The 13,477-nt window shown below is 70.4% G+C and carries 10 protein-coding genes; 7 read left to right on the top strand and 3 right to left on the bottom strand.

Going from position 1 to position 13,477, the window contains the following annotated elements:
* Positions 1 to 675 precede the first annotated feature (675 nt).
* Entirely contained in the window at positions 676 to 2,571 is a 1,896-nt protein-coding gene (locus tag ACZ6QO_RS18225) for a substrate-binding and VWA domain-containing protein (RefSeq protein WP_465852029.1), read from the top strand.
* Positions 2,572 to 2,626: 55 nt separating this feature from the next.
* On the opposite strand, the gene ACZ6QO_RS18230 is transcribed toward ACZ6QO_RS18225, so the two are convergent.
* Positions 2,627 to 3,121: an Lrp/AsnC family transcriptional regulator gene (locus tag ACZ6QO_RS18230; RefSeq protein ID WP_465852031.1), complete on the bottom strand. Its 495-nt coding sequence runs from the start codon at positions 3,119 to 3,121 to the stop codon at positions 2,627 to 2,629.
* A 377-nt stretch (positions 3,122 to 3,498) separates the two neighbouring features.
* On the opposite strand from ACZ6QO_RS18230, the gene ACZ6QO_RS18235 reads away from it, so the two are divergent.
* Positions 3,499 to 4,404, top strand: a complete 906-nt coding sequence (locus ACZ6QO_RS18235; RefSeq protein ID WP_465852032.1) for a phenylalanine 4-monooxygenase — start codon at positions 3,499 to 3,501, stop codon at positions 4,402 to 4,404.
* A 467-nt stretch (positions 4,405 to 4,871) separates the two neighbouring features.
* Positions 4,872 to 7,976 carry an AfsR/SARP family transcriptional regulator gene (locus ACZ6QO_RS18240; RefSeq protein WP_465852033.1) on the top strand — a complete coding sequence of 1,035 codons (3,105 nt, stop codon included), beginning with the start codon at positions 4,872 to 4,874 and terminating at the stop codon, positions 7,974 to 7,976.
* Here ACZ6QO_RS18240 and ACZ6QO_RS18245 read toward each other — a convergent pair.
* Positions 7,963 to 9,411, bottom strand: a complete 1,449-nt coding sequence (locus ACZ6QO_RS18245; protein WP_465852036.1) for a cation:proton antiporter domain-containing protein — start codon at positions 9,409 to 9,411, stop codon at positions 7,963 to 7,965. The genes ACZ6QO_RS18240 and ACZ6QO_RS18245 overlap by 14 nt on opposite strands.
* Before the next feature lie 75 nt (positions 9,412 to 9,486).
* Complete coding sequence (locus ACZ6QO_RS18250; RefSeq protein ID WP_465852037.1) at positions 9,487 to 9,654, bottom strand: hypothetical protein; 168 nt, start codon at positions 9,652 to 9,654, stop codon at positions 9,487 to 9,489.
* 196 nt (positions 9,655 to 9,850) lie between these two features.
* Between ACZ6QO_RS18250 and ACZ6QO_RS18255 the strand changes: the two genes are divergently transcribed.
* The 4 genes from ACZ6QO_RS18255 to ACZ6QO_RS18270 all read left to right on the top strand — a co-directional run bounded on the left by ACZ6QO_RS18255 (position 9,851) and on the right by ACZ6QO_RS18270 (position 13,476).
* Positions 9,851 to 10,891: an ornithine cyclodeaminase family protein gene (locus tag ACZ6QO_RS18255; RefSeq protein ID WP_465852039.1), complete on the top strand. Its 1,041-nt coding sequence runs from the start codon at positions 9,851 to 9,853 to the stop codon at positions 10,889 to 10,891.
* Positions 10,892 to 10,975: 84 nt separating this feature from the next.
* Positions 10,976 to 11,200 carry an MbtH family protein gene (locus tag ACZ6QO_RS18260; RefSeq protein ID WP_465852040.1) on the top strand — a complete coding sequence of 75 codons (225 nt, stop codon included), beginning with the start codon at positions 10,976 to 10,978 and terminating at the stop codon, positions 11,198 to 11,200.
* 12 nt (positions 11,201 to 11,212) lie between these two features.
* Complete coding sequence (locus tag ACZ6QO_RS18265) at positions 11,213 to 12,142, top strand: ornithine carbamoyltransferase (RefSeq protein ID WP_465852042.1); 930 nt, start codon at positions 11,213 to 11,215, stop codon at positions 12,140 to 12,142.
* Positions 12,143 to 12,147: 5 nt separating this feature from the next.
* Entirely contained in the window at positions 12,148 to 13,476 is a 1,329-nt protein-coding gene (locus tag ACZ6QO_RS18270; protein WP_465852043.1) for an MFS transporter, read from the top strand.
* The last annotated feature ends 1 nt before the right edge of the window (position 13,477 follow it).

The raw sequence follows: 13,477 nt of genomic DNA on the forward strand, positions 1-13,477 counted from the left end.
CCCGGTCATCGGCTATTTCTCATGGCGTCCACGGAATACGGAATGGGGAACTGGTGTGCTGGCCATGGACGTGTGCCGGGTCGGGCACCGTACGGTGGCGCCGGGATCGCCGTACTGCTTCCCGCCGACCCGGCGCCGAACACACTCAGCACCCACCTGAGTAGGGGAAGAGCGCCCGGTGGGTGGGGCCGTGGGAAGGGCGCTCGGTGGTTGGGCGCCGTACGGTGGCGCCGGCATCGCCGTACTGCTTCTCGCCGACCCGGCGCCGAACACGTCCAGCACGTCGAGGTGGGGCAGGGTGGCCGGTGGGTGGGGGTCGTGGAGAAGGGGGCCCGGTGGGTGGGGGCCGCGGGGAAGGGGGCTCGGTGTTGGGCGCCGTACGGTGGCGCCGAGATTGCCGTACTGCTTCTCGCCGACCCGGCGCCGGTTATGTCCAGCACATGCTGGAGTGGGGGAAGGGCGCCTGGTGGGTGGGGGCCGTGGGGATGAGGGTCCCGGCGGGCGGAGCATGGGGCAGGTCTCGGAGCTTGGGGTGGGGTCTGACAATCGGAGTCAATCTGTTATTTGGGGGGTTGGTCGGAGGGGCGGCCGGTGAGTGAGGGACGCGCTACGCTTCCCGGTACCTGGGGGAGATCTTCGCTGAGTGTCCTTTGTTGGCGTTAAGGGCGTGACGTCGTGACAGGCAGGCATCGCAATCCGGATCCCCTTGACGGTGAGGCGTGGAGCGGGGAGGCGCCTTCGTGGCGCGACCGGTTCGCGAGTTCACTGGAAGCCCTGAGGACGACCGGTCCGCTGGCCACCGCCCGGAGCCGGGCGATCGTCGCGCTCGGGTTGGGCACCGTTCTGCTCGCGTCGCTGGTCGGCGGAGGGTATGCGCTGGTCAGCCATACGATGTGCGCCGAGCGGCCGCATTTACGGGTGACCGCCACGCCCGAGGTCGGCCCGGCGCTGGAGCAGGTGGCCGCGAGGTACGCGCAAGGCGGCGGCTGCGCGTCGGTGTCGGTCAGCACGGCGGGCTCCGCCGATGTGGCCGACGAGTTCGCCCTGCGCAAGAACCACATGGACGTCTGGGTCCCGGACGCGTCGGTGTGGGTGGACCTCGCCAAGGTGCAGGGCGCCGACCGGACGCTGTTCTCCGAGGGCACGTCGATCGCTCGATCTCCGGTGATCATCGCAGTGTCGGAGAGCACCGCCGCCAAGCTCGCCGGTGGCGATGCCCGGGGTGACGACAGCGGCAAGAGCGACAAGGCCCGGGGGGATGACGCCCGGGGTGGTGGTGTTGACGGGGGTTCGGACGCCAAGGGCGATGCGGGCGGGATCGGGCCACGGGCCGGGGAGGTGTCGTGGACGCTGTTGATCCCCACCTCGGCGAGCAAGAAGAGGCTGCCGAAAGCGTCCACGACCTTGCCGGATCCCAGCAGGTTCGCCTCAGGGCTCGCGGTGCTCGACGCGCTCAACACCGTGGTGGCGGACCGGCCGGCCGCATTGAAGATCGTGCAGGGCATGACCATGAACCTGAAGCGGTCCATCCTGCCCTCCGAGGAGGCGCTGTTCGACCTCGTCGCGCAGTCCGGGAAGGGCACAGACGCGATCATCGTGGACGCCGAGCAGGCCATCTGGCGCCACAACGACGCGCGTACGAACCCTCAGGTGGTGGGCCTGTATCCCGAGGAGGGGACGCTGGCCCTTGACTATCCCTACGTCCCGCTGACCAAGGACGCCGCCAAGCTGAAGGCCGCCGAGGAGTTCCGCAGGGCGGTGCTGTCCGATACGGGTCGGACGTTGTTGCAGGCGTCGGGGTTCCGTGACCCGTCCGGCGTGGCGGGGGCGGCCATGGACGAGCGCCACGGCGTGCGCGCCGAGCCTCCGCCTGAGATCAACGCGCCGACCGCCATGACGACGCTGCGTTCACTGCTGTCGATGCGGTTGCTACTCGCCGACACCCGCACCCTGCTGCTGCTGGACGTCAGCCGTTCCATGGGGAAGGAGGTCCCGGGGATGGGGACCACGCGGATACGCGCCATGGCGGACGTCGCGGCGGCGGGCGTCCAGGCTCTGCCGCCGGGTGGCGACATCGGGCTGTGGGTGTTCGCGACCGGCCTGAACGGCGACAAGGATTACCAGGAACTGGTGTCGGTCGGTCCGGTCCGCGAACGCGAGCCGGAGATCGTCAAGGCTCTGCGCAAGCTTCCCGGGAACACCCGCGGGGACACCGGCCTGTACGACTCGGTGCTGGCGGCGTTCCGCGCGACCTCGTCCAGCCAGGTCAAGAACATGCTGAGTTCGATCATCGTGTTCACGGACGGCCGGGACGACGATCGCCGCGGCATCTCGCTGGACGAGCTGCTGACCGTGCTGCAGAAGGAGTTCGACCCCGGCCGGCCGGTGACGATCACGTTGATCGGCTACGGCGAGGACGTGGACGCGGAGAAGCTGAAGAAGATCGCCCGTGTGACGAACGGCGCCGCCATGGTGGCCAGGTCGTTCGACCAGGCTCAGCAGATCTTCCTCCAGGCTCTCGCCAACAGGGTGTGCCTGGACAGGGAAAGGTGCGCTTCGCAGGAGGGCTGAGTCCGAGCGCTTCGCCGGATCGTCTCCCGGGGGTCCGGCAGGTCGCCGGTGGTCGTCATGGGCCGGGGGTGGGGCGGCTGGCCGCTCTCAGGAGAGGCTCGACGCGGTACGGGACCTGCGTCGACAACGCGATGGTGGTGTCGGTGCGCTGGACGGCTGGTGACGCCAGGACGCGGGCGATGATCTCCTGAAGCTCGACGGTGGAACGGGCCACCACCCGGCAGAGCAGGTCGGCCTGGCCGCTGGTCCCGTATACCTCCAGGATCTCCGGGACGGCCTCCAGCGCCTGTACGGCCTCTTTCAGCCTGCCCTGAGAGATCTGCAAGGACACGAAGGCCAGGATGGGGTATCCCATCTCGGCGGGCATGACGGTCGGCCCGAAGTCGCCGATGACGCCGCGGCTGACAAGCTTGTCCACCCGCGCCTGCACGGTGCCGCGGGCGACTCCGAGCAGCCGCGCCAGCTCGGTCAGGCCGATGCGCGGATGCGCCCGCATGGTCGAGAGGAGCCGCCCGTCCAGAGGATCGACGGGACCGTGAGCCGTGGGCATGGCGTCGAGAGTACGGCCTGCCATGGCGCTTCGACCACGCCTGGCCGACCATGCCCCGCCGACCGCGCCGCTTCCACCGCGCCGCTTCCACCGCGCCGCTTCCACCGCGCCGCTTCGATCACGGCCCCGTCCCGGGGTACGGCCTGCAACGTCCTCCGGCCATGGTCTCCCGAAGGGGAGGGGATTCGTGGGAAGCGGAAGCGGGACGGGACGAGGGCCGCGGTGGGGCGGCGGCTGGGGGGGTGTTCTGGCGGGGCGGTGGGAGGCTGGGCGGATCGACCAGTGTTCGGGGGGCCGGAGGGTGGTGTTCTGGCCGATATGACCATCGAAACTGGCCGCTCTTGCCAGCCAAACCCCCGACTGCCGATATTTCTGTCATGTTCGAAGAAGCCCAGTACTTTGCCCCGGTGGCGACGCGGGAGGACGGGTCCGTCGTCGTCGAGCTGGCCGCCGGCCACCCGGGGGTCGCGGACCCGGCCTATCGTGAGCGCCGCAACGCCATCGCCGCTCTCGCGCTGAACCACGTGGCGGGCGAGCCGATCCCGGTGGTGGAGTACACCGAACGGGAGCACGAGGTGTGGGCGCTGGTCGCGCGCGAGCTCGCGGTCAAGCACCGCGAGTACGCCGCCACGGAGTACCTGCGCGGCTGCGAGCGTCTCGGGCTGCCGAAGGACCGGATCCCGCAACTGCAGGAGGTCGGCGATCTCCTCGCGCCGCTGACCGGGTTCCGGTACCTCCCGGCGGCCGGGCTGGTGCCGCTGCGCGACTTCTACGGCGTGCTCGCGGACGGCCTGTTCCACTCGACGCAGTACATCCGCCACCACTCGGTGCCGGTCTACACTCCCGAGCCGGACGTGATCCACGAGGTGATCGGGCACGCCAACGCGCTCGCGTCCGACCGCTTCGCCGGGCTCTACCGGCTGGCCGGCGCCGCCGCGCGCAGGGTGGAGACGCAGGAGGCGCTGGAGTTCGTCTCCAAGGTCTTCTGGTTCACCATGGAGTTCGGCGTGCTCGGCGAGAACGGCGAGGACCGGGCCTACGGCGCGGGGATCCTGTCGTCCTACGGTGAGATCGAGGAGTTCCGCGGCATGGACATCCTGCCGCTGGACCTTGCCGTGATGGGTACGACGACCTACGACATCACGAAATATCAGAATGTGCTGTTCCGGGCAGAGTCGCTGAGCCACCTCGAAGACGTCGTCGGGACCTTCTGGGCGAGCTGTGACGATGACGCCATCGCCCGCCTCGTGGCCGACCGGGCGGTGGGGAACAGCGCCGTTTAGGCGGTCTGTTCCCTCGCCGGCCCGGTCTCCCTGCTCCCGTCTCGCCTGCCCGATGTCCTGCGCGGGGCGGATCGCGTCGGTTCACGCCAGGCCGTTCCTAGGCTCTGGTACAACCTTGAGGGGTCCGTCATGACCGTCGGACCCGGGTGGTCGGACATGCCGCCATGTGACGGTTGTCAGTGCTCTGTCAAGACGATGACATCGCGATCCGCGCTCTCGCCGGACGTACGGACTGTGGCTGAGCTGTGTGCGAGCCGCCGCCGATCGGGGCCCGCGCCGCGCCCCGCCGCATTAGATGATCAATAAAAAAGGGTGGATGGTAAACATAGTTGTTGACGATCACTTAACATACGATGGTGTCTCCCGGGGCTGCAGGGAGAGACATGCAGGTGCGCATCTTAGGTCCGCTAGAGGTGCTGGCCGACGGTCGCCGACTACCACTCGCGGGTCCAAGACCACAGGTGATCTTGGCGCTGCTCGCACTGGAGCCCAATCGGGTCCTGTCCGTCGACCGTCTTCTGGACGCGATCTGGGAGGACGAGCCGCCCACCACGGCCCGGGGCCAGATCCACATCTGCGTCTCCGTGCTCCGGCGGACGTTCGCCGAGGCAGGCATGCCGGAGGCGATCGTCACCCGGCCGCCGGGCTATCTGCTGAACATCCCTGACGCGGACATCGACGCGCGGATGTTCGACGATCTGGTGCAGGAGGCCCAGGCTCTCGCGGACGCGGGCAGGCGGGAAGAGGCCGTGGTGGCTCTGCGGTCCGCCCTGAGCCTGTGGCACGGGGCCGCCATGGAGGGCCTGCAGGGGCGGGTCATCAGGGGAAGCGCGCTCCGCTTGGAGGAGCGGCGCCATTCCGCCATCGAACAGCTCATCAGGCTCGAACTCGCGCTCGGCAGGCACACCAGCCTCATCGGCGACCTCACCGACCTGGTCCGCAGGTATCCCCTGCGCGAGACGCTGTACGTCCATCTGATGGTCGCTCTTCACCGGTCCGGCCGGCAGGCGGAGGCGCTGGAGACCTACCGTGCCGCGCGCACGGTGCTGATCGAGGAGCTCGGCATCGAGCCGGGCGAGGAGCTCCGCCGGCTGGAACAGTCGATCCTCCGCGGCGATGTCGACATCGGCGACGAGGCGGTGGGCGAGCAGCACCCGCCCGTCCATGAGACCCCGCCGGCGGCGGTGGCGGCGGCCCAGGTCGTCCCGCGTCAGCTTCCGGGCTCGATCGCCGACTTCACCGGGCGCGCCGACCGGTTCACCGACATAGTGAACTCCCTGACCAACGCGGCGCCCGACGACCGGTCGGGCACCGTGCCGACGGTGGTCATCAGCGGCCAGGGCGGCGTGGGGAAGTCCACGCTGACCGTCCAGGTCGCCCACTCCATCCGTGAGGAGTACCCCGACGGGCAGCTGTTCGTCGACCTGCGCGGCGGAAGCGGGCGGCCGGCGCAGCCGATGGAGGTGCTGGAGCGCTTCCTGCGCGGCCTGGGCGTCGAGGGCACGGCGATCCCCGACACCGTCGACGAGCGCGCCGCGATGTACCGGAGCCGGCTCGGCGAGCGGCGCATCCTGGTGGTCATGGACGACGCCGCCGGGGAGTCGCAGGTGATGCCCCTGCTGCCGGGGATCTCCAGCTGCGCCGTACTGATCACCAGTCGCACCCGGCTCACCGGCCTGCCCGGCGCGCACCGCATCGAGCTGGAGGTCCTGGAGTCCGGCGCGGCGGTCTCGCTGCTCGAACGCATCCTCGGCGAGGAGCGCGTGCGGCAGGAGCCCGCCGAGGCCGTCGATCTGGTGGAGCTCTGCGGCCACCTGCCGCTCGCGGTGCGGATCGCGGGAGCCAAGCTCGCCTCACGCCCGCACTGGCGATTACGCCAGCTGGTGAGCCGTCTGCGTGACGAGAACCGCCGGCTCGACGAGCTGGAGCACGGTGACCTCGGCATCAGGGCCAGCATCGAGGTGAGCTACCAGGGGCTCCCCGATCAGGCCAAGTCGCTGCTGCGCCTGCTGGCCCTGCTGGAGGCGGAGGACTTCCCGAGCTGGGTGTGCGCTCCCCTGCTCGACCAGGACGTCGCCGACGCGGAGGACCTGCTGGAGACCCTGGTGGACGCCCAGCTCATCGACGCGGGCGCGGCGTCGGCCAAGAACCCGCCCCGTTATCGCTTCCATGATCTCATCCGGGCGTTCGCCCGCGGCCGGGCGCTGACGGAGGACTCGGCCGAGGTGCGCATCGCGAGCCTGCGCCGCGTCCTGACGGCCTGGCTCGCCCTGGCCAAGGAGGCGCACCGCCGGGAGTACGGGGGTGATTACACCATCCTGCACAGCAAAGAGCAGTTATGGTCGCCGCCGCAGTCGCTGGTGGAGCGGCTGATGCCGAACCCGATGGTCTGGCTGGAGGGCGAGCGCAGCGCCTTGGTCGCCGGGGTGCGGCAGGCGGCTCATCTCGGCTTCGACGACCTGTGCTGGGACATCGCCCTCACGTCGGTGACCCTGTTCGAGGCCAGGAGCTACTTCGACGACTGGCGTTCGACGACGGAACTGGCGCTCGGCCTGGTCCGCAGGAAGGCCAACGCCCGAGGGCTGGCCGCGATGCTCTACTCGCTCGGCAGCCTGCGCATCTTCGACCTGGAGCCCGACGCGGCCTCGGAGGCCATGGAGCAGGCTCTGCGCATGTTCATCGAGCAGAACGACCAGCACGGACGGGCTCTCACCCTGCGCAACCTCGCCTTCATCGACTCGCTGCGCGGAGACCTGCATCAGGCGACGCGCAAGTACGAAGAGGCGCTGGAGGTGTTCCGGCTCATCGGCGACCGGATCAGCGAGGCCCACGTGCTGAGCAACATGGCCCGCTCGATGCTCGAAGGCGGCGAGCACGCCAAGGCGGAGAAGCTGCTGGAGCAGGCGCATCAGATCGCGCGGATGAGCGGCAGCAAACGCCTGGAGGCCCAGGTCCTCTACCGGCTCGGCGAGGCCGCGTTGCGCCAGAAGCAGCTCGACCGGGCGGGCGAGGCCTTCACGTTCGCGGTGCGGCTGGTCAGGGACGGCGGCGACCACATCGGCGAGTCGTACGCGCTGTACGGACTCGGCCGGGTGTGCGCGGGGGAGGGAAGGCACGAGCAGGCCCAGATGATCTTCGAGCAGTCGCTCGTGCTGGCCTGCCGGGTGGGCGACCGGCTGGTCGAGGGACGGGTGCTGTACGAGCTGGGGGAGGTGGCGGTCGCCTGCGGCCGCACCGCCGAGGGGATCGACCGGTTCACCAAGGCGCTGGAAATCTTCCGATTGCTGCGGCTCGCCCCGCTGCAGGCGATGACCCTGGTCTCGCTGACCGAGGCGCATGACGCGGTCGGCGCGGCCGAGGCCGCGGAGGAGACCGCGAGCCTGGCCTGGGGGCTGCTGGCGGGGCTGACGTCGGTCGAGGCCCGCCACCTGCACGAGCGACTCGCCTTGCGCGGGCCGCAGAAGCGCTTCCCCGCGGTGAGCGACCCCCGCGGCGACCGGCCGGAGCCGGCCCTCAGCGGACCCGGCTCCCCCGGTACGTACGGTACGGCGGGCACGGTCAAGCATTCGTGAGGGCTTCGGCCGGTGGCGCCGGGGGGCGCGGGAACCGCTCGGCGAGCCGGCGGACCAGGTCCAGGCAGGGTGCGGTCATGACGGTCGAGACCAGGGTCATGAAGACCAGCATGGTGAACATCGTCGGGCTGATCACCTTCATGCTCAGTCCGATGTTGAGCACCACGAGCTCGGTGAGACCCCGGCAGTTCATCAGGACGCCGAGCGAGACCGACTCCTGCCAGCCGATCCCCGCCACGCGGGCGGCCACGGCGCTGGCCACCGCCTTGCCGAAGATGGCCACCACGGTGATCAGCAGGCACCAGGCCCAGAGCCGGCCGGAGGCGCCGAGCAGGCCGAACTCGGTGTGCAGGCCGGTGTAGACGAAGAACAGGGGAAGCAGCAACGTCACGGTCAGGCCGCGCAGCTGTCCGGTGGCCCGCTCGATGGGCATCGACCCACGGGGCATGATCGCGCCGAAGACGAACGCGCCGAAGAGCGAGTGGATGCCGATCGCGTCGGTGGCCAGCGCCGACAGCATGACGCCGACGAGCACCACGGGCAGCGTCGCGGCCTCGGGGAACCGGCGTTCGGCGTCGAGGACCCGGTGCAGCACCGGCCGGACCGCGAAGATCATGAAGGCGAAGTACGCGACGGCCATCGTCGCGGTGAGGGCCGCCGCGCCGAGGCCGGTGCTGCCGGTCACCGCCACGACGGCCGCGAGCAGGCACCAGGCCGTGACGTCGTCGACGGCCGCGCAGGTGAGCGACATGGCGCCCATCGGGGTGTCGGTGAGCTTCCGGTCGGCCAGGATGCGGGCGAGCACGGGGAAGGCGGTGATGCTCATGGAGATGCCGAGGAACAGCGCGAACGCCAGGAAGCCGACCTGTCCTGAGCCGAGCGAGCGGTACAGCGCGAACGCCAGCAGGATCCCGCAGAGGAACGGCACCACGATGCTGACGTGGCTGATCACCGCGGCCGCGTAGCTGCGGCGCCGTACGACCGCGAGGTTGAGCTCGTGCCCGACCAGGAACATGAAGAAGATCAGCCCGACCTGGGAGAGCGTGTAGAGGGTGGAGACGAGAGAGGGCGGGAAGAGCGTCTCGAAGGCCTCCGGCCACAGGACGCCCAGCACGGACGGCCCGAGGATCACCCCCGCGAAGATCTCGCCGATGACCGGAGGCTGGGCGATCCTGTTGAAGAACCGCCCGCACAGGTGGCAGGTCACCAGGATCACCGGCACCGCGATCAGCAGTTTCGAGTAGGTGCTCGGCGGGTCGGCGGGGGACGGCCCGCCGGCCGGCCGCCCGGTGTCGGGCAGGCCGAACCGCAGGGCGAGCACGGCCAGCACCGCGGGCGCCACGACCAGGCCGATGTAGATCGCGAGCATGCGGGCGGATCGCCGGGGCGTGCCGGAGGACGCGAAGGCCGGACGGTCGCCGACTTGCACGGACATGTCTACTCCTCGTGAGGACAGAGGTGGGGCGCGCCCTGCTCGGGTCGTGCGAGACGCGGAAGGGTGGTGGTCGCCCTAGGGGTGGCCGTCCCAGCCCCAGTGGGTGTTGATGTCGGGCGGAGGAGTGGGCCCGGCGGCGACGACCGTGGCCTGAGCGTCCTGAGCGGAGAAGTGGGCCTGCGCGACGACCGGCAGTGAGAGGGCGGCCGCGATGGTGAGGGCGGTGACCAGACGTTTGAACATGGGAAACCTGCTTTCATGTGGTTCAGAGGGGCCCTGTCGGTTGCTCTGCGGGTTGCTCTTGGTGTTGCTCTGTCGCTGATCGGTAGCCAACACAAATGGGGTGTCACGCGGCTTTCGTCGTTCTTAGGAAGCGCTTAATAAGCCGATATAGGGCTATGAAACCCCCCTAATAGCCGCCCTGCCCACCATTCGTGGCGTGAAGAATGACGCGAGCGTGGTCTGGTACCTCACAGAGGAAGTCACCAGATGGGCGTGCCGGCGGCTCGACCCCGTGAAGATCGTGCGTGAGGTGCTGATCCTGCACGGCCAAGGGGAGAGCAGGCTGCCCGACGAGGCATATCTGTCATGGACGAGCCCCTCAGGGGCCGCCGCGCGAAGCCTCAACATGCCGGGATACGTGGGCGGCCAGTACGAGATGGCCGGCACGAAAATCATCAACGGCTGCCTGGACAACCCCGAACGCGGGCTGCCCAGGGCGAGCGGCCTGACCATGCTTTTCGACCGGCAGACCGCGCGCATCCGGTGTGTGATGGCCTCGGCCCACATCAGCGCGCTGCGCACGGCGGGCGTGACGGTGGCGTGCGCCCAGGCGCTGCTCACGCAGAAGGCGATCACCGTGGGCATCATCGGCGCCGGAGCCATCGCCCAGGCGCACATCGAGCTGCTCGTCCGGACGATCCCGGTGATCACCTCCATAGCCGTCCACGACCAGGACAGGGACCGCGCGTCGCGGCTGCTGGACCTGATGGACGACACCGTGCGGCGGCACGGCGTGCGCATATCGCTGGCCGACTCGGCGCAGGAGGCCGTCCTCGGTGCCGACCTCGTCATCCCGGCCACGACCACCGTGACCGGGTACATCGAGCACTCCTGGCTCAGCAAGGGCGCGGTCGTGTCGAACGTCTCCCTGGACGACGTTCTGCCCGAGGTGGTCGACAAGGCGGACTCGCTGCTCGTCGACGACTGGCACCTGGTCAGCACGGACTCCCACCGCCTGCTCGGCCGGATGGTCCGCGAGGGCCGGCTGGCCGGCCCCGGGGAGGAGACTCCGCCCGGCGCCCGCCGGGTCGACGCCGAGCTCGGCGACGTCTTCGCCGGCCGGCATCCAGGCCGCTACCACCACGACGACATCATCCTCGTCAACCCGTTCGGCCTCGCGATCGAGGACATCGCGCTCGCCACCGAGGTGTACCGCCTTGCGATGCAGGAGGAACGCGGCATCGCGCTGCCGCGCTGACGCCGTCCGCACCGTCCGCACCGTTCACATCGTCCACGTCGACCGTTCCGCCCAACCCACCCCTCACCCGACGGGAGCAAGACCATGAACAATGACGAGCCTGACGGCCGCGTCTACCGTGTCGTGTTCAACGACGAGGAGCAGTACTCCATCTGGGCCGCCGACCGGGAGCCGCCCGCCGGCTGGTACGCCGAGGGCACCGAGGGCACCCGCGAGGACTGCCTCGCGCACATCGGCGAGATCTGGACCGACATGCGTCCCAAGAGCCTGCGCGAGCGGATGGCCGCGGCCGACCGCGTCGCGGGCTGAGAGGCCGGCGTCATGTCGATCCGGCATCTGATCTCCCTGCGCGACCCCGGCATCCCCGTCCGCCGCCTCGTCGAGCGAGGCGCCTGGTACGCCGACGGGAACCGCCGGCCCGACCCGCCGCTGCGCGGCCGGGCGGTCGGCATCTACTTCCGCAGAACCTCGACCCGCACCCGCACCGCCTTCTCGCGGGCGGCCCTGCTGCTCGGCGCCGACATCATCACCTACGGCCCGACCGACCTCCAGGAGAACACCGGCGAGACGGTGGCGGACACCACGCGCGTGCTCTCGGGCATGCTCGACGCCCTCGTCGCCAGAACCTCGGGGGACGACGCCGAGATGCGCGCGTTCGCCGCGCAGGACCGGATGGCCGTGGTCAACGCGATGAGCGCCGGGGAGCATCCGACGCAGGCCCTCGCCGACCTGGCCACGATCCACCGCCGCCGCGGGACGGTCGACGGCACGCGCCTGCTTTATGTGGGCGAGGGCAACAACACGGCCGCGGCGCTCGCGCTCGCGCTGGGCGCCTTCGACGGCGTCGAGCTGCACCTGCGGACCCCGCCGGGGTACGGGCTCGACCGGGAGGTCGTGGCGGCCGCGCGCCGGGACATCGAGGCCAGGGGCGGGCTGCTGGCCGAGGAACACGACATGACCCTCCCCATGAAGCCCTGCGACATCGTCTACACCACCCGGTGGCAGACCACGGGGACCAGCAAGCCGGACCCGGACTGGCGGGAGGTGTTCGCCCCCTTCCAGGTGTGTCCCCGGCTGATGGAGTCCCACCCGGGCGCGCTGTTCATGCACGACCTGCCCGCCCACCGCGGGGATGAAGTCGACGCCCGGGTGCTCGACGGGGCCGACAGCATCGCCTTCGAGCAGGCCGAGGGGAAGCTGGCGGGCGCGATGGCCGCGCTCGAATGGTGCCTCGCCGGTCAGGACGGTTGATCGCCATGACCATCTCACCCACGTCACCCAGGACACCGCTGTCCCCCCTGCGCGCCAACCGCGACTACCTGCTGCTGTGGATCGGCGGCGCGGCGTCCGCGCTCGGTTCGCGCGCCTCGTCGCTCGCCATGCCGCTGCTGGTGCTCGCCATCGGCGGGTCGGCGACCGAGGCGGGCGTGGTCGGCTTCGCCGCCACCCTGCCCTACCTGGTCGCCCAGCTCCCCGCGGGCCTCCTGGTCGACCGGATGGACCGGCGGCTGCTGATGATCGTCTGTGACGCCGGCCGGATCGCGGCCCTGGGCGGCGTGGTCGCCGCCCTGCTCCTCGGCCGGCCGCCGATCGCACTGCTGATCGTGGTCGCCTTCGTCGAAGGAATCCTGTCGGTCCTGCACAACCTGGCCGAGCAGGCCGCGGTACGGCACGTCGTACCGGAGGAGCAACTGCCCGAGGCGCTGTCCGGCAACGAGGCCAGGGTGCGCGGGGCGCTGCTCGCCGGGCAGCCTCTCGGGGGCGCGCTGTTCGGCCTGGCGCGATGGGTGCCCTTCGCCTTCGACCTGATCACCTACCTGGTCTCGATCGTGACGGCCCTGCTCCTGCGTGGACGGTTCCGCGCCGGGGCCGGGCCGGCCGGTCAGGAGCAAGGGCAAGGACAGGCCCAGGCTCAGGAGCAGGGGCAGGGGCAGGGCCCGCTCGCCGAGCTGCGCGACGGGGTCGTCTGGCTGTGGCGGCAGGCCTTCCTCCGTTCCGCGGTCCTCGCCATCGCCGCCAGCAACCTGCTCTTCCAGAGCCTGACCCTCGTCGTCATCGTGGTGGCCGGCAGGCAGGGGGCCGCGCCCGCCATGGTCGGCCTGCTGTTCTTCGGCGCCGGCGTCGGCGGGGTCGCCGGCGCGCTGCTGGCCTCGCGGATCACCCGTGTGCTGTCGATGAAGGTCGTCGTGATCGGCGCGAACTGGTTGTGGGCCGCGCTCACCCCGCTGATCGCGTGGGCGCCCGGCCCGATCTCCCTCGGCGTCGTCTTCGGCGCGATGTGCTTCGCGGGCCCGGTGTGGAACGTGGCCGTCGCGGCACACCAGCTTCAGATCACGCCCGAGCACCTGCTGGGCCGGGTGGGGAGCGCCATCGGCACCCTCGCCTTCGGCGCCCTGCCCGTGGGGTCCCTGCTGGGCGGATGGCTGCTGGACGCCGCCGGTCCCGGCGGCGCCACGCTCGCCCTGGCCGTCTTCATGGCCGTCGTCGCGGCCGTCGTGACCGTGACCCCCGCCGTCAGGCACGCGCCTGACCTTTCCTCGTCCTTGGGCCGCCGGCTGGAGCCGAGCGTCGAAACCGGAAGGTGAC

Source organism: Sphaerisporangium sp. NPDC049457 (assembly GCF_055586705.1).